14 protein-coding genes and 2 rRNA genes are annotated in these 17,961 nt (G+C 35.5%); 5 read left to right on the forward strand and 11 right to left on the reverse strand.

Features of this window, described 5'->3' with window-relative positions; translation table 11 throughout:
* Positions 1–81 precede the first annotated feature (81 nt).
* From G9F71_RS18795 to G9F71_RS18810, 4 genes are all read right to left on the reverse strand, one after another.
* Positions 82–3,007: ribosomal RNA gene (locus tag G9F71_RS18795) — 23S ribosomal RNA — on the reverse strand.
* Positions 3,008–3,321: 314 nt separating this feature from the next.
* Positions 3,322–4,839: ribosomal RNA gene (locus G9F71_RS18800) — 16S ribosomal RNA — on the reverse strand.
* The 16S and 23S rRNA genes sit together here, the layout of an rRNA operon.
* Positions 4,840–5,418: 579 nt before the next feature.
* Positions 5,419–6,216: an endonuclease/exonuclease/phosphatase family protein gene (locus tag G9F71_RS18805; RefSeq protein ID WP_164951870.1), complete on the reverse strand. Its 798-nt coding sequence runs from the start codon at positions 6,214–6,216 to the stop codon at positions 5,419–5,421.
* 1 nt (position 6,217) lies between these two features.
* A complete protein-coding gene (locus G9F71_RS18810; protein WP_164951869.1) occupies positions 6,218–7,885 on the reverse strand; it encodes a PTS transporter subunit IIBC in 1,668 nt (555 codons plus the stop codon).
* Between the two features lie 424 nt (positions 7,886–8,309).
* On the opposite strand from G9F71_RS18810, the gene G9F71_RS27640 reads away from it, so the two are divergent.
* The gene (locus G9F71_RS27640; protein WP_224626706.1) at positions 8,310–8,780 is read left to right on the forward strand and encodes a GreA/GreB family elongation factor; all 471 of its coding nucleotides are present in this window, start codon (positions 8,310–8,312) and stop codon (positions 8,778–8,780) included.
* 145 nt (positions 8,781–8,925) lie between these two features.
* Here the strand turns inward: G9F71_RS27640 and G9F71_RS18820 are convergent, their stop codons facing one another.
* The 4 genes from G9F71_RS18820 to G9F71_RS18835 form a co-directional block, all read right to left on the reverse strand.
* Entirely contained in the window at positions 8,926–10,260 is a 1,335-nt protein-coding gene (locus tag G9F71_RS18820; RefSeq protein WP_164951867.1) for a VWA domain-containing protein, read from the reverse strand.
* Positions 10,261–10,358: 98 nt separating this feature from the next.
* Complete coding sequence (locus G9F71_RS18825) at positions 10,359–11,411, reverse strand: DUF4236 domain-containing protein (protein ID WP_164951866.1); 1,053 nt, start codon at positions 11,409–11,411, stop codon at positions 10,359–10,361.
* Between the two features lie 190 nt (positions 11,412–11,601).
* On the reverse strand, positions 11,602–11,802 hold the full coding sequence (locus tag G9F71_RS18830) for a cold-shock protein (protein WP_125004432.1): 201 nt from the start codon (positions 11,800–11,802) through the stop codon (positions 11,602–11,604).
* Between the two features lie 280 nt (positions 11,803–12,082).
* Positions 12,083–12,229, reverse strand: coding sequence for a hypothetical protein (locus tag G9F71_RS18835; RefSeq protein ID WP_164951865.1), 147 nt, complete (start codon positions 12,227–12,229; stop codon positions 12,083–12,085).
* Positions 12,230–12,454: 225 nt separating this feature from the next.
* Here G9F71_RS18835 and G9F71_RS18840 point away from each other — a divergent pair, with 225 nt between their 5' ends.
* The gene (locus G9F71_RS18840) at positions 12,455–13,588 is read left to right on the forward strand and encodes an aldo/keto reductase (RefSeq protein WP_164951864.1); all 1,134 of its coding nucleotides are present in this window, start codon (positions 12,455–12,457) and stop codon (positions 13,586–13,588) included.
* A gap of 116 nt (positions 13,589–13,704) precedes the next feature.
* Here the strand turns inward: G9F71_RS18840 and G9F71_RS18845 are convergent, their stop codons facing one another.
* Complete coding sequence (locus tag G9F71_RS18845) at positions 13,705–15,432, reverse strand: oleate hydratase (protein ID WP_164951863.1); 1,728 nt, start codon at positions 15,430–15,432, stop codon at positions 13,705–13,707.
* A gap of 203 nt (positions 15,433–15,635) precedes the next feature.
* Here G9F71_RS18845 and G9F71_RS18850 point away from each other — a divergent pair, with 203 nt between their 5' ends.
* Complete coding sequence (locus G9F71_RS18850; protein WP_164951862.1) at positions 15,636–16,229, forward strand: HAD family hydrolase; 594 nt, start codon at positions 15,636–15,638, stop codon at positions 16,227–16,229.
* Positions 16,230–16,313: 84 nt separating this feature from the next.
* Here the strand turns inward: G9F71_RS18850 and G9F71_RS18855 are convergent, their stop codons facing one another.
* Positions 16,314–16,562 (reverse strand): hypothetical protein, encoded by a 249-nt coding sequence (locus G9F71_RS18855; protein WP_125004424.1) that lies wholly within the window; start codon positions 16,560–16,562, stop codon positions 16,314–16,316.
* A 427-nt stretch (positions 16,563–16,989) separates the two neighbouring features.
* On the opposite strand from G9F71_RS18855, the gene G9F71_RS27390 reads away from it, so the two are divergent.
* Both G9F71_RS27390 and G9F71_RS18860 read left to right on the forward strand, forming a co-directional pair.
* Positions 16,990–17,112: a hypothetical protein gene (locus tag G9F71_RS27390; RefSeq protein WP_258881004.1), complete on the forward strand. Its 123-nt coding sequence runs from the start codon at positions 16,990–16,992 to the stop codon at positions 17,110–17,112.
* 162 nt (positions 17,113–17,274) lie between these two features.
* Complete coding sequence (locus G9F71_RS18860; protein WP_164951861.1) at positions 17,275–17,541, forward strand: hypothetical protein; 267 nt, start codon at positions 17,275–17,277, stop codon at positions 17,539–17,541.
* Between the two features lie 141 nt (positions 17,542–17,682).
* Here the strand turns inward: G9F71_RS18860 and G9F71_RS18865 are convergent, their stop codons facing one another.
* The gene (locus G9F71_RS18865) at positions 17,683–17,946 is read right to left on the reverse strand and encodes a hypothetical protein (RefSeq protein WP_164951860.1); all 264 of its coding nucleotides are present in this window, start codon (positions 17,944–17,946) and stop codon (positions 17,683–17,685) included.
* Between the last annotated feature and the right edge of the window lie 15 nt (positions 17,947–17,961).

Consider the following 17,961-nt stretch of genomic DNA (forward strand, 5'->3'; position numbering starts at 1 on the left):
TTGAGAAAATTATATTCTCTCAAAATTGCACAGTGAAATTATCTTCTCGCTTTCGCTTGAAGCTTACGCTTTATATATATTAAGGTCAAGCCCTCGACTTATTAGTATTAGTCAGCTGAACATGTTACCATGCTTACACCTCTAACCTATCAACCTGGTGTTCTTCCAGGAGTCTTACTAACACCGTGCTTACGCACGAGTTATGGGAAATCTCATCTCAGGGTGGGCTTCACGCTTAGATGCTTTCAGCGTTTATCCCTTCCAAACATAGCTACCCAGCGATGCCACTGGCGTGACAACTGGTGCACCAGAGGTTTGTCCATCCCGGTCCTCTCGTACTAAGGACAGCTCCCTTCAAATTTCCTACGCCCGCGACGGATAGGGACCGAACTGTCTCACGACGTTCTGAACCCAGCTCGCGTGCCGCTTTAATGGGCGAACAGCCCAACCCTTGGGACCTACTTCAGCCCCAGGATGCGACGAGCCGACATCGAGGTGCCAAACCTCCCCGTCGATGTGGACTCTTGGGGGAGATCAGCCTGTTATCCCCGAGGTAGCTTTTATCCGTTGAGCGATGGCCCTCCCACGAGGTACCACCGGATCACTAAGTCCGACTTTCGTCCCTGCTCCACTTGTAGGTGTCGCAGTCAGGCTCCCTTCTGCCTTTGCACTCTTCGCGCGATTTCCAACCGCGCTGAGGGAACCTTTGAGCGCCTCCGTTACTTTTTTGGAGGCGACCGCCCCAGTCAAACTGCCCACCTAACAATGTCCTGTGACCAGATTCATGGCCTCCAGTTAGAACCTCAGTACTGTCAGGGTGGTATCCCAAGGATGACTCCACACAGGCTGACGCCCATGTTTCTCAGTCTCCCACCTATCCTGTACAGACAATACCGAAATTCAATGCTAAGCTACAGTAAAGCTCTACGGGGTCTTTCCGTCCAATCGCGGGTAGCCAGCATCTTCACTGGCACTACAATTTCGCCGGATGTGCTGTTGAGACAGTGCCCAAATCATTACGCCATTCGTGCGGGTCGGAACTTACCCGACAAGGAATTTCGCTACCTTAGGACCGTTATAGTTACGGCCGCCGTTTACTGGGGCTTAAGTTCATACCTTCGCTTGCGCTAAGTAATCCCCTTAACCTTCCAGCACCGGGCAGGCGTCAGCCCCTATACATCAGCTTTCGCTTTAGCAGAGACCTGTGTTTTTGCTAAACAGTTGCTTGGGCCTATTCTCTGCGACCTACTTTCGTAGGCACCCCTTCTCCCGAAGTTACGGGGTCAATTTGCCGAGTTCCTTAACAGCAATTCTTCCGATGGTCTTAGGATTCTCTCCTCACCTACCTGTGTCGGTTTGCGGTACGGGCACCAATATCCTCGATAGAGACTTTTCTTGGCAGCGTGGAATCAGATACTTCAGGAATAAATTCCCTTCCCCATAACATCTCAGCGTTAAGAGCAAACGGATTTGCCTGCTTGCTCCGCCTAAATGCTTAGACACACATCCAATAGTGTGCACATCTTATCCTCCTGCGTCATCCCATTTCTAATAACGTCCATTGGTGGTATCGGAATATCAACCGATTGTCCATCACCTACGCCTTTCGGCCTCGGCTTAGGTCCCGACTAACCCTGAGAGGACGAGCCTTCCTCAGGAAACCTTAGGTTTTCGACCGTTAAGATTCTCACTTAACTCTCGCTACTTATGCCAACATTCTCACTTCTGTACCGTCCACCACTCCTTACGGTATGACTTCAGCCAGTACAGAAAGCTCCTCTACCGCGTACACATAGTGTACACCCATAGCTTCGGTGGTAAGTTTTAGCCCCGGACATCTTCGGCGCAGGATCTCTTGACTAGTGAGCTATTACGCACTCTTTGAATGAGTGGCTGCTTCTGAGCCAACATCCTAGTTGTCTTAGAAATCCCACATCCTTTTCCACTTAACTTACACTTTGGGACCTTAGCTGATGGTCTGGGCTGTTTCCCTTTTGACTACGGATCTTATCATTCGCAGTCTGACTGCCGAAATAAAAGTATATGGCATTCGGAGTTTGATAGGGTTCAGTAACTGTTGTCAGCCCCTAGCCCATTCAGTGCTCTACCTCCATTACTCAATTAATCGACGCTAGCCCTAAAGCTATTTCGAGGAGAACCAGCTATCTCCGAGTTCGATTGGAATTTCTCCGCTATCCACAGCTCATCCCATGGTTTTTCAACACCAACGTGGTTCGGACCTCCACGGAATTTTACTTCCGCTTCATCCTGGCCATGGATAGGTCACCCGGTTTCGGGTCTACGACATGCAACTATAGCGCCCTATTCAGACTTGGTTTCCCTTCGGCTCCGTACCTTAAGTACTTAACCTTGCTACATATCGTAACTCGTTGGCTCGTTCTACAAAAAGCACGCCGTCACACATAAAAAGTGCTCCGACCGGTTGTAGGCACACGGTTTCAGGTTCTATTTCACTCCCCTTCCGGGGTTCTTTTCACCTTTCCCTCACGGTACTTCTTCACTATCGGTCACTAGGTAGTATTTAGCCTTGGGAGGTGGTCCTCCCTGCTTCCCACAAGGTTTCACGTGTCTCGTGGTACTCTGGATTAGATCTGACTGTTTTTCCTTTTCATTTACAGGCCTATTACCTTCTGCGGAGCAGCTTTCCAGCTATCTTCAATTAAGGAATTGCAGTATTTATGATCTATCCTCAACCCCTAGGTCAAAGACCTAGGTTTGGGCTCTTTCCCTTTCGCTCGCCGCTACTTAGGAAATCGATGTTTCTTTCTCTTCCTCCGGGTACTTAGATGTTTCAGTTCCCCGGGTCTACCTCTGCATACCTATTTATTCAGTATGCAGTACATAGTTGTTACTATGTGGGTTCCCCCATTCGGAAATCTTTGGATCACTGGCTATTTGCGCCTACCCAAAGCTTATCGCAGCTTAACGCGTCCTTCTTCGGCTCCTAGTGCCAAGGCATTCGCCATGCGCCCTTTGTAGCTTAACCTTTATCTTTATCTATTTGCATAGATAATTTCGTCTATTTACATAAACGTTTTAATTCATTTTGCGAAATTGTATTAAATTCATCTATACACCACTTACGTGGCTTTAACTTATTAAAACAACTTTAATTTCACTGTGCAATTTTCAAAGAACATTTTTAGAAAAACTATCTATTAGTCAACTCCAAAGAGTTAACTAAAATTAGTCTCTCAAAATTAAACAGAGAATAGGTTACGAGTAATTACAGTAGACATTTTGAAGAATAATTAAATTCTTCTTGTTGCATTGACCGAAGTCTTTGCATCTACTCCCTAGAAAGGAGGTGATCCAGCCGCAGGTTCTCCTACGGCTACCTTGTTACGACTTCACCCCAATCATCAATCCCACCTTCGGCCGCTGGCTCCTTACGGTTACCTCACGGACTTCGGGTGTTACCAACTCTCATGGTGTGACGGGCGGTGTGTACAAGGCCCGGGAACGTATTCACCGCGACATGCTGATTCGCGATTACTAGCAACTCCGGCTTCATGTAGGCGAGTTGCAGCCTACAATCCGAACTGGGATGAGTTTTTGAGTTTGGCTCCACCTTGCGGTCTTGCATCTCTTTGTACTCACCATTGTAGCACGTGTGTAGCCCTAGACATAAGGGGCATGATGATTTGACGTCATCCCCACCTTCCTCCCGGTTAACCCGGGCAGTCTCACTAGAGTGCTCAACTAAATGGTAGCAACTAATGATAAGGGTTGCGCTCGTTGCGGGACTTAACCCAACATCTCACGACACGAGCTGACGACAACCATGCACCACCTGTCACCCTGTCCCGAAGGACTTCGCCCATCTCTGGGTTATGCAGGGGATGTCAAGTCTAGGTAAGGTTCTTCGCGTTGCTTCGAATTAAACCACATGCTCCGCTGCTTGTGCGGGCCCCCGTCAATTCCTTTGAGTTTTAATCTTGCGATCGTACTCCCCAGGCGGAATACTTATTGTGTTAACTGCGGCACCGAGGTTCGACCCCCGACACCTAGTATTCATCGTTTACGGCGTGGACTACCAGGGTATCTAATCCTGTTTGCTCCCCACGCTTTCATGCCTCAGCGTCAGTTACAGTCCAGTAAGTCGCCTTCGCCACTGGTGTTCTTCCTAATCTCTACGCATTTCACCGCTACACTAGGAATTCCACTTACCTCTCCTGCACTCTAGACACCCAGTTTCAAATGCAGCACCCAAGTTAAGCTCGGGTATTTCACATCTGACTTAAATGTCCGCCTACGCATCCTTTACGCCCAGTAAATCCGGACAACGCTTGCCACCTACGTATTACCGCGGCTGCTGGCACGTAGTTAGCCGTGGCTTCCTCCTCTGGTACCGTCATTATCGTCCCAGAAGACAGAACTTTACAACCCGAAGGCCTTCATCATTCACGCGGCGTTGCTGCGTCAGGGTTTCCCCCATTGCGCAATATTCCCCACTGCTGCCTCCCGTAGGAGTCTGGACCGTGTCTCAGTTCCAATGTGGCCGATCACCCTCTCAGGTCGGCTACGCATCGTTGCCTTGGTGGGCCGTTACCTCACCAACTAGCTAATGCGCCGCGGGTCCATCTCAAAGTGGAATTTTCCGAAGAAAAATCCTTTGATGTTTCGATCATGCGACCAAAACATATTATGCGGTATTAATCTCCCTTTCGGGAGGCTATTCCCCTCTTTGAGGCAGGTTACCCACGTGTTACTCACCCGTCCGCCGCTAATCCACCCCGAAGGGTTTCATCGCTCGACTTGCATGTGTTAGGCACGCCGCCAGCGTTCGTCCTGAGCCAGGATCAAACTCTCAATTTAAAAGTTTACACTTTTTATTTGAAATGAATAATCTGCGCCAACTGTTAAGCTGGTTAGCAAGCTCATTACATACTTTTTAGTCTTACGACTAAAATTACTTTTTTATCTAAAGTAATTAACTGGTCTAACGAAATATTATTTCGCTATTTTACCTATTTCTCTGTTTAATTTTCAAAGACCAATTTGCTTTGTCATCATGTGACGACTTCTACTATTTTACTTGGTATTGCTTGTTTTGTCAATAACTTTTTAAAATTAATTTTCATATAAAAATTTATTAAATCGTAATTAACATTTAGCTTTCTGCGCCACTGCTTTGTGACTACAAGGAATATTCTATCACATAAATAAGTGCACAATTCCAGCGAATATAGACTCTAGTTAAATTATCTTCATAATCCTACCTATATGTTTAAATGATTCAATATATCTCATTCCGATACGCATGGCTAATTATCATCATTATTTTCATACACATTTAGTTTAGCCTTAAACGTACCACAATAGTTTTATATTTTCAAAGCCATATAATGAAAAAATAAGAATACCAAATTAGGTATTCTTATTTTTGGAATTTCCCTACAATGGCGAATCTATTTCCACTCCATAATGATCTGATACTACTGAACCATTTTCATCGTTAAATATTACTTTAGAATATTTAACGTCTATATCTTTATTTACTAAAATGAGGTCTAGTCTTAAATCATTTTTATTTAAATCCCATCCATCTATTTTACCCTTTACAGTTACCCCACAATCTTTTTCACTAGCAAGTGTAAAAGTATCTCTTATTCCTTTTCCCATTAAATAATCATAGCCCTCATTTCTTATAAAAGCATTATTGTTAAAATCTCCCATAAAAAACGTTAGTCTATCTTTTTTCATATTATTAAGTAATTTACCTGCTTGTTCTCTAAAAGGTTCCTCTTCATCCTGCCACCATCCTAAATGACAGGAGTAAAAATCTATTATTTCACTATTTATTTTAATTGAGGCTACTACAACCACTCTAGTTTTCCAGAACTCCCGATTCTTGCTGTTACTTATAAAATTTGAGTGTGCACCACCTTCTTCTATTTTATGTTTAGTTATAATGCTTACTCCTTCTTCGTATATATCATAACCTATATGTGAAAATCCCCACAGCATTGCGTATTCTTTACATCCTAATTTCTCTAACTCTTTTAGCAAAATCAAAGCAAAGTTATCTTTTTTTATGTTATCATAAGCTAACTTTTCGTTTATAGATTGACTTACTTCCTGTAGTGCAATTACATCATATTTTTTTTCTTTTATGGTATTTGCAATAATTTTTATCTTTTCATATTGATTTTCTTCCATCCAAGAATGACAATTCAAAGTTAATAATTTCATATTAAACTCCTAGTATATCTATAATATCTGATTTTAAAACGTCTGCCTTTGGTCCATATATAGCCTGTACACCATTTCCTTTAATTATTAAAGCTAATGCTTGGTTGTTTTTCCATTCCTTTTCTTCCTTTACCAATAAGCTATCTTTAACCGTTACGCGAAGACGGGTCATACATGCATCTACATCTACAATATTCTCTTTCCCGCCAAGTAATTCAATAATAGCTACAGCTTGACTCCCTTTTTTACTAGCATCAACCTCTTGATTTTCAGTTGACTCTGTTGAATTTTCTCCCATGTCAATTTCATTTCCATTACGACCCGGAGTTGCTATATTAAATTTACTAATCATAAATTTAAATACGAAATAGTTTATGCAGAAAAATATAGCTGTAACTAATACATATCTTATCAAATCACCTATAATTCCTGCTTTTACAATCATAGGTATACGTGCCACAAGCTCTATAACACCAAAACTATGAACTCTTAAATTAAATATATCTGCGCACATAAATGCAAATCCTTGTATAACTGCATAAGTGGCATATAATATTGGTGAAACAAACATAAACATAAATTCTAAAGGTTCAGTTACACCTGTTAAGAAAACTGCGATGGCTGCTGAAAAAAACACTGATTTATATTTTGCTCGTTTTTCCTTAGCTACACTTTTATACATAGCAAGCGCAACACCCATTAATGATCCAGCTCCTCCAATCATTTGTCCAACCTTGAACCTTGCTGGATGAACAGTTGCAAGTAAGTTACTATATGTGCTCATATCTCCAGCCGCTTTTAAGTTACCTAAGTCAGTAACCCAAGCAAGCCAAAGTGGATCTTGTCCAAGTATATGCTTACCTATATTAGCACCAGTTAATACTTTATATGACCCACCAAGATCTGTATAGTTTATTGGTATTGTAATCATATGATGAAGCCCAAAAGGTAATAATAGACGCTCAAGTGTACCATATATAAATGGTGAAATAAATGGTGCAGTATCTTGTGATGTTGCAATCCACTTACCAAATCCGTTTATAACTGATTGAGCAAATGGCCAAATTATAACAAATGCAAATGCAGTAACTGCGGATCCTGCAATAACCACAAATGGTACAAAACGTTTACCATTAAAAAATGCAAGCGCATTTGGTAATTTATTATAATTATAATATTTATTAAATAAAACCGCTCCAAGAAAACCTGAAATAATACCAACAAATACTCCCATATTTAATGCTGGAGATCCAAGAACAGAAATAAAGTAATCCTTAACCAAAAGTTGTTGACCGGTTAACGAGGTTACCGTTGCATGTACATCTGTGAGCATCTCGTTTGTAATATTAAATACATTACCAGTAATTTTATTTATTAAAATGAATGCAATAAGTGCTGCAAATGCTCCACCAGCACGTTCTTTAGCCCAAGATCCACCGATAGCTACAGCAAATAACAGACCCAAATTAACTATTATTGCCCAACCTATACCTCCTACAACTTGTGATAAGGTTTGCATAAATGAGGAATTAGGTGCCACTATTCCTATAACTGCTCCTAATGAAATCATTAATCCACCTGCTGGCATAACTGCAACTACTACTAATAGTGCCTTACCAAATTTTTGCCAAAAATCAAACGAAATTATTTTTGATTTACTCTTAACCATATTTCAATTACCTCCATTATTATTTTAACAGCTCTGTATCACTTCAATTTTTAAATTTATCATCATAAAACATATATTTTAAATATATTGTATGATGATTTTACTCAACTATGAAGCAATGCATCTATATTAAATTTTCTTTAGTTAAAAATGATTCATTGGATAATTTTATACTTATTTTAGTTTATGCAAACGTTTGCCCTGATAATTAAATTATATTTCATAGTTAAAATATTGTCAAGGCAATAAAATTATCTAATATCGGTGTAGCTATAAATTAGTACTACATGGAATATAAATATCACTTGTTTTACACTTAGTAATGGTCTAATATTATAATAAAACTTATTTTCATATAGTGGCATCATTCAAAGATTATCTAATAACTAACTCGGTAATACTATAAATTAAAGGTGGTGACAAAATTAATAATAAACTTACTAAAAAAGATGTTGAAGAACTTCAAAAAGAATTTGATTATCGCAAAGGTCCTTTAACAATGGAAATTGCACATGAAAAAATGATAGCTGCGGCTCATGGTGATAGAAGTGAAAATGCTGAATATAAAGCTGCCAAAACAAATATGTACGAGAACTACAGAAGAATGGGCTACTTAATAAAAATGATTAGAACTGCTGAAATTATAGATGATGTTATTGTTAATACTAGCGGTGCAAATGTAGGTGATAAATTACTGATAAAATTTGTTGGCACTGATGACATAGAAGAAATTGAACTTGTAACAACATTGCAAGTGGATATATCAAATGGAAAGTTTAGTATAGAGTCTCCAATAGGGCGAGTATTGTTTGGGATGTCCATTGGAGCTATAGTGGAGGTAGCCTCTCCTGATGAAAATTACAAAATAGAGTTACTAAACATAACTAAAGTTTAATTCCATTGTTATTGACCTCTAGTATTTTAAAGTTTAAGAAATAACCACTTTATTAACTAGTTCTTTCAATAAACTCAAAAGATACCGCTTAGATTAAACTATACTTTAATCTAAGCGGTATCTTTTGTTTTATATTATTATTAAACTATAGTATTCCCTTTTTCTTTACTTCTTTTAACCACATTGGAAATTCATTTAATAATTTGTTGTATAATTCTTCATCAGAAATCTTGTCTACATCATCAAGTGAAAAGAAGTTTGCATTATCCACTACTCTTCCTGGCATAATATCAAGTTTTTCAAGAATTCCATAGTTAGCATTACCTATACCAATAAACTGCCAAAACAATGGGTATTTTGATGATTCAATCATTATCTGCTTTATTTCCTTATTTTTATGTATACCACCATCACTTATAAATACTACGAAGGCCGGGTATTCGCTTTTATTTTCCACAGTATAGTATTTAATAACATCCTTCATTACTGGTGGCTCATCATTTGCCCCGAAAATTTTACCATCAAATAGACCCTGCTTATGTTTATCTAAAATCTCTCTATTGATATAGTTCTCATAATTATTCTCATTTATTGAAGGAAGTCTATGGAATCTATGATCAAAAATCCACATATCAAGAATACCGTCATCATCAAATTTAGCGGCCACAGCTGCAATACGATCCATAACCTTTTGAACTTTACCTTCTTTATAGCAAGAAAACATAGAACGAGAAATATCTATTACTAATGCTACCCTTGCTACAACACCTATGAGTTTTTTCTTTTCTAATACTATTTCTACTTTTTTCTTTAAAATGTTTATTTTTGATAGATTTATTTTGGGCCGACTTGGAATATTCAGCTGTTTTTCTTTTTCACCCTGTAATTGTTCATTATTAACGGGTTGACTTTCCTCTTCAACCACAATTCCAAAATTTTCGCAAAGAGCTCTGAGCCCTCCATTAAAACCACTTCCAATAGCATTGAATTTCCATTCACCCTTATACCTATATATATCTGCAGCAACTATAGCTGTTTCCCCTGTACATGAATCGCTTATATTATAAGAAATTAGTTCTTCATTAGTTTCGTCATTAAATATACGAAGCGCTATATCTTTAATCTGTCTGAAACTTTGAGCTTTTTTTAGGGAATCATGTATAGTTATTGTAAATGCTATTCTTTCAATAGCATCAGGCATAGTTCTAAAGTTTATTTTTATTAGCTCATTACCGCCACTAGGTGAGTTAGTTATATGAGTAACAGAATTTTCCGCTCCACAGGGATTGTTATAAAATATAAAATCCTCATCCTTTGCTACTTTGCCTGTACTCACAAGAAGAAACGCTGCTGCATCGATTTCAAAATCCATTGGATTTAAATCAATTACCTTCCAATACATTTGAACCCTTACTCTCTGAAGTTCAGGATATGTTTTTGTCATGTCTACTTTTTGACCCTTTTTCACTAAAATGCTCACTAATTTGCCCCCTCTTCTGCATTTTTTAGGTATTTTCAATATCGCTGACACTTATAATCTAATTCCCTTTAAAAATAAATTACGCTATATATATATACCTATAACGCTAATCTTTCTTTAACATCTTCAAAGTTAGGTTCTTCTAAATATACTTTTTCATAATCTGCTTTTGCCTTTGAGGCTTGGCCAGCTTCTTCATAAATTCTACCTCGAATATATCTTATTTGTAAAAGCAAGTCAGCTGGCCTATCTTTCTTTCGTCTTAAAACATCAGTTAGTTGTTTCGTTCCTGCATCCACAAGCCCAAGTGCATATAATGCAAATCCTCTAAGATAAATTATGTTAGTGTCTATAGGTTCATCATTATCAATATCCTTGGTTGCTTCTATTATATCTGTTAAATGTTGTTTTACAGGGGGTTCATGGTGAGCTATTAAATCAATCATGGATAGACATATCACCTTATCACCGGGATTTTGATTCCATAATTCTTCCAATGAATTTATAGCCTCATTATACTTCTCTTGATTCTGATATACCTCTGCAAGTGCTAGAGTCAACCCTTTAAAATTTAAATTAATTGGTATTTCAATATAATCTGTTATAGCTAATGTTAATTCAAAATCATTATTAAACATAGATATAGTCGTACCTAGTTCATTTAGTCTTTGTTTACACCTTGTTAAGTAATCCTCAGCTACAGAGTAATCTTCATTTCCAAGAGCTATATATCCTGCCATGAATAAACTATCTGCATTATCATTGTTCATGCTAAAAACTTTAAAGGCTTCATCCTTTTCCCCTTGCGCAAAAGCTTTTATTCCTGTAAGAAAGTTCTTTTCCTTATGGGCCATGAATAAGCCCTTAAAAAATCCCAGGTTTGGCACTACTGTAGAAGTGCCATTATTCCCCGTTTGATTTCCATCACCTTGAATATTTCTACTATTGCCACCTTTAGAGTTTTTCTTATATCCTTTGTAAGTTGTATAGTAAACACCAGTACCTGGGATCCCAAAGCTGCTTCTTACACCCTTGCCACCTATGGTCATTTTCATTCCTTTTGGTCCAAAAGAAAAAGCTGGTCCTGATTTGCTTAAATTCATGCTTATGCCTGGTAAAATATTCACTCTTTTATAAAATCTAAAACCCATACCACACCTCCTGATTATTTAGCAATTATTTTTATACATAATCCAATTATATACAAGTTACTAATATTATTAAAGAAATATAAATATAATAAACAGTTAAGCTGTTATGTATGACTTTATAAATGATTCAGACATAAAAAAAAAGAAAAAAAAACACCAAGTAGCTAAGCTACTTGGTGTTTAAATATTATTATTTTACAATAGTAATATTTTCTGCTTGTGGTCCTTTTGGTCCTTCAACGATGCTGTAAGAAACCTTTTGTCCTTCTTCAAGTGATTTATAACCATCTGAATTTATTTGAGAGAAATGTGCGAAAACATCTACTCCGTCTTCTCCTGTAATAAAACCAAATCCTTTTTCTGAATTAAACCATTTAACTGTACCATTCATATATGTGTACCTCCGAAATTTTATTCTTAAACACTTTGTAATACCACACCTATAAAATTTCGATATAAAAATACTATATTTAAAGAGTACTAATTAATTGAAATATATCTGTGTTGCTTTATTTACTATTCATTTAAGTTATGGCTTAATAATATCACAGTTTATTATATAATGCAATAGCTACTCTCATATTAGTATCTATTTCATTATTAATTTATATCATAAGCCCTATCAATCAAGCCTTTTTTCCTTTAAAAATCATCTATGGATTTGTATTTATTTATAAATCTCCGGTGCCAGGATGCCCTATAACACTCATAATCCCCTCTTCTGCAAGTACAATATCAGTGTCTACTCCTAAGTGAAATAAAATTTGCTTCTGATATATTTCTACACAAACTATATTTTTTATTTTCTTAAAAACCACACTTAATTTTAATTTATTTTCAACAATACCAGTATATTTTATATAATATTACAAATAGAATTAAATTTCATCCATTTTATTTTTAGTATTATAACCCATAAAAACATTTTTTTAGGTCATGATAAAATAGCTTTTCTTTTAGATAAACAGTATAATTATACCTATATAGTAAAAACACAGCTCTAATTTCAACAAATAATACTTCTATAAAGGAGGATAAAAATAATGAAGTATCGAAATTATGGTAATACAGGAGAAATGGTTTCAACTTTAGGCTTTGGTTGTATGAGGTTACCTGAGGTCGAAATAAATGGAAAATGGTATATTGATGAGGAAAAAGCTTTACCTATGCTTTTTAGTGGTTATGCAAGTGGTATAAATTACTTTGACTCAGCACCCTATTACTGTCACAAAAATAGTGAACATGCAGTTGGAAAAGCTTTAAAAAGCGTCCGAGATAGAGTTAAGCTAACTACAAAATTACCTTTAGATGATGTTAAAAAGCCTTCTGATATGAGGAGAATTCTTGAGAACAGTTTAAAAAACATGGACACACCTTATATAGATTTCTACCATTTTTGGGGAATAAACAAAGGTTCTCTTGAGAATATTAAAACCAATGACCTTTTTAATGAAGCACGAAAAGCAAAAGAAGAAGGATTAATAAGACATTTGAGCTTTTCTTTCCATGATGATTCTGAAAATATGATTGATATTATAGATGCTGGTGACGGAATCTTTGAATCTGTTTTGTGCCAATATAATCTTCTTGACAGGAAAAATGAAAAGTCTATTGCCTATGCCAGAAAAAAAGGGCTAGGAGTAGCCGCTATGGGCCCTGTAGCAGGCGGTAGACTTGCCTCACCTACAGAACTTTATAAAAAGCTTACTGGTAAAGAATCTATAGCCACCTATGAGCTTGCATTAAGATTTGTTTTAGGAAACGAGGATATAAGTCTTGCTCTATCAGGCATGGAGAATATGGATATGTTAGAAAAAAATCTTGCTATAGCAAATGTTGAGACATATATGAATAATTCGGAAAGATACAAAGTTGGTATAGCTATGGAAGAGATTAAGCAGTTTTCAGAATTATATTGCACTGGATGCAATTACTGTCAACCCTGTCCTAAGAACATAATTATCCCTAAGATATTTAATATGTATACTTACCACAATGTTTATGGCTTAACAGAAGTAGCTAAGAAGGATTTTGAAGCCTATAAAAAGAACCCAGAAAAGGGCGCAATGCCAGAATCCTGCATAGATTGTGGTATCTGCGAATCAAAATGTCCACAACACCTTAAAATTAGGGAAGAATTAAAGAGAGTAGTTAATGTTTTAGAACAAATAAAATAACCACCGATGCTGCCTTCAGGAGGAGATATATAAAAAAACAGTGAATAGCTTTCCTATATAAGGATGCTATCCACTGTTTTTTTATTTGATTACAATATTTATAACAATTAAATTTTTTATCTAAATGAAGTTTTTAATGCTTCTTTTATTATCCTAGGCTTCTTTTTATAAGGAGTTACAGGACAAATTTCCTTATCTTTTACATTAAATAGATTGTATATAGCAATTTTTGCTCCTCGAACAGAATACTCTTCGGTAAATACCATATCCTCTGGGATTTCAACAAACTGGCTAACCATAGCAAAGTTTGTGGAGTTCTCTGGTACAACACTCGGACGATCAGTCATCTTACGTGGCTGAAACTGTGAATCTATATAAGGCATCATACATGGAATTACATTTATTACTGTATCCATAATTTCCTCTTTTTTGTCTAGCATATGCATATGGTATAAAAGTTCCATTAACATTTCCTCTCCTGTACAATCACGCATTGCTTTCTTTACAAAATCACCAATTTTATCAGTATATATGCTATATCCCCAAAACATAGTTGTATCAATTGGCTGATTTTTAAAGTGTGGTTGAGCTGCAACAACTATGCTCATCAACCAATTTGAATCCTTAAATGTCATCAAGGCTCCACTGCCTGGAATATTAGTGGAGAACTTTTCTATTAAACTCAAGAATTTATTGCCCGTGCAAGTCACCGTAAAACTTTCCCAATTAGTTTCATTTGCATGTCCAAAGAAAGGTTCCGGATTTCCAAGGCCTCTTTTCTTTTCAGCTATTTTTGCCCAAAGCTCAGCTGAGATTGGCTTTTCAGGATTATATGCTGCAGGTGTGTACATATCACCAAGTGTTGCACAATCAGTCATACATCCATTTGTCATAATGCAAACATCATTAGGATTTAATGTAATAACTCTAGAGGATTCATCTTCTTCAATGTGAAGGGCGGTTACTGTAATTTCCTCTCCTGACTTAAAATCTAAATCAGTTACAGTTGCATTTATACTAAAATCAACTCCAAAATTATCTAAGTAAGCCTTTAATGGAAGAATTACTGATTCATATTGATTATAAGGCGTACGTGTAACACCCTCTAAAGTTTCAATACGTGAAAATTCAAAAATCATACGTTCCATGTAACGCTTAAATTCAAAAAGACTGGACCATTTTTGGAAAGCAAATGTTGTTTGCCACATATACCAGAAATTAGTTTCAAAGAAATGTGGCGTATGATTAAACCACTCCTCAATAGTCTTATAATCTAGTTTTTCTTCTGGTGTAATCATCAATTTGCCAAGAGCCATCCGATCCACATTATTAAATCCCATGCTAGTCACATCAAGAATTACTCCATCTTTATCAATTAATCGTGCTTGTGCATGGGTTGGATGCAAATGATCAAAATTAAGAATTTCTTCTTTAACACTCTTACCTGGCATATCTAGAGATGGTATATCTGAAAATAACTCCCAAAAATTCTCATATGTTTCTTCATTTAACATTCTACCACCACGACATACATATCCATTTATGGCATCTCCTGCACCATCATTACTGCCTCCTAGAATGTTCATCGCTTCAATTATATGAATATTTTTGCCTTTAAAATTACAATCTCTCAGGAGATAAGCAGCACCTGCCAGGGAAGCTAATCCACCACCAATGAAGTAAACTTGCCTATGATCATTATCTTTATTCTCAGGTAAGCTTTTTGCTTTTTTATGTTTTTTATTAAACTCCTTTACACTAATAGTTGCTACAGCAGCAGCTCCAGCTATTGCACCTAGTGTAAGTAATATATTTATATTATTCTTGTTTGATTTTTTAGACATAAAAATTACCTCCATTTTATATTTCATTAATAATAAATACCTTATTCATTATTATAACGCAATTAAAATTAATTGTATTTATACACTTTCCAGTATTTGTCCAAAAAACACTGAATTCATGCTTTATTCATGATTTATTTATGTTAATATTTATTTAATAATTATATTATAAATATAATCACAATTTATTACGGAGGACAATAATGATTAAAAATGTAATCTTTGATATTGGAAATGTATTACTAGAATTTAAACCACTAGATTATCTTAAAAGAATCTTCAACGATGATAACATTGAAAAATTTCTATACAAAGAAATATTTCAAAGTGAAGAATGGCTTGACCTAGATAGAGGAACCTTAACTCAAGAGGCGGCGATAAAAATAATATCTTTAAGAAACCCTAATTATGAGATGCATATTAAGAAGTGCATGCATAATTGGATTGACATATTGATACCTATTGAAGGCACAGTAAAAATACTCAATGAACTAAAAGAAAAGGGTTATAAACTATATCTCCTTTCAAATTTTCATTTATTAGCTTTTGAAACTATTTGTTCTAAATATGATTTTTTCAAACATTTTGATGGAGGCATAATCTCCTATAAAGAAAATCTTTTAAAGCCTGAAGCTGAAATTTACACTAAACTTTTAAATACTTATAATTTAAATGCACCAGAATGCTTATTTATTGATGACACCTTAGTTAATATTGAAGCTGCCCATAGACTTGGTATTAAAACACTTCATTTTGAAAGTGCCACTCAGATGGCACATAGCATAATTAAATTGTAATACACGCAATCATTACAAGAAGACAAGCCCATAAATAATGACTTGTCTTTTTGTCTATATATAATGAGGCTGTTAATTATTTATTCATATTAACATTGTGTTTACTTTTATATCTTCAATCTTACTTAGGTCTTCTTTTAAAGCAGCTATTTCTGTTTCTTCACCACAAAGTTGTAATAAAATTAACCCTCTTTCTGCACATAAATCTTTGGACGTTTCATGTAGTCCGAGTCTCATGCTAATAATGCAACCATGTTTTGTTAATATTTCTTGTAAATTTGGAGCGAACCTATTTCTTTTTTCTAAGGCAATAGCCATAATTGTAGTATTCATTTTTAATACCTCCTAAATTATTTTATTCTTTAATTTGGTAGATCTCCCCCCCTTTATGAACTTAAAAGTATACTTTACTATTTGATTTTTATTACAATTTTATACCTTTTTATTCATTATGTATAGTGATACAATTATATATAATATTCTAGTTTTAATTAATAATAAAACAGATAGATTCTCTCATAACTACAAAGGGTGTTTCAAATAAGTGGCATAAAAAAATAATGTTTGACTATCCATAGAAGACATCATAATATGTTTACCTTAACAGTTATAATTTATTTACACTATTGACACGTAATTTCAACAATTATTTAGTATTATATTAATTGAAGATATTATTTTCACAAAAAAATTCATTAAGTAAGTCTTAGATTAAATTTTATAGTATGGCCTTTAAAGGCAGAAATGGAGACTGTTTATTATGAAATCTGAATACGGAAATGTTCCTGAAATGTCCAGATTATCTTCTATCTTAATTGCTCTGTGTGTTGGTGCTTCAGTACTATCATTGGTTGGAATTAAAATACTTTTAACAGCTATGTAACCCATTGATATAAAGTAATATCATCATTTCCTATTGCAGTAGAAACTGTACATGGTGTGTTTTTTATTTTCACATAAACTCCACTTGATTTCCACAAGATTTTGCATTTGCTAAAACATAGTGTTTAAGTTATAATTATCATTAATAATGGAGGTGTTTTTTATGAACGTTGATTTTTCTAATATTAATCTAAATACCGTTATTATGTTTGCATTAGCTATATTACTTGCTTATCTTGGTATTGCTGTATTTAAAATGATTGGAAGGATACTAAGTATTTCAATTGGTATATTCCTTTTAATATATGTCCTTCAACAAATAGGCATTACAATACCTATATTAACGGATATTCTTAGCGCGATTTTACAGCTAATAAAGCCAATTATCGATATTGTAACAAATTTATTTAATTCTACAAAAACTAAATAGTCATAGACTTTTTTATGTTTCAAAAAAACACTATACATTTATTCTTGTATAGTGTTTTTTCGTCATATAAAATTGGCCTTTTACTTTAGTAGCATTAACTTTCTTATTTACTAACAATATTATCATTACCAGTTAAATCTACTAGTAACTGTGAAGGCTCCACCTTGAAGATTTAAGTTCAAATTTTATTTCATATATTTTTCCAATACCATCAATACTACTTTGACAAGTAAAAACCTGAATATAATTGCCAGTAAGTTTTTCTAAATCTATTTTTAAAACCCTTCCTATAGCTATAGTTTCAAAGGTATTATCATCATTCTCAATTCTAAATCTAACTGGGTGAATTTTGCCTGATTTATCAAACCAAGCTACCACCTCTATTGGTTTTACAACTACCTTCATTTTAATTCACCTCTA

Source organism: Clostridium sp. FP2 (genome assembly GCF_011065955.2).
Classification (GTDB): domain Bacteria; phylum Bacillota; class Clostridia; order Clostridiales; family Clostridiaceae; genus Clostridium_AD; species Clostridium_AD tagluense.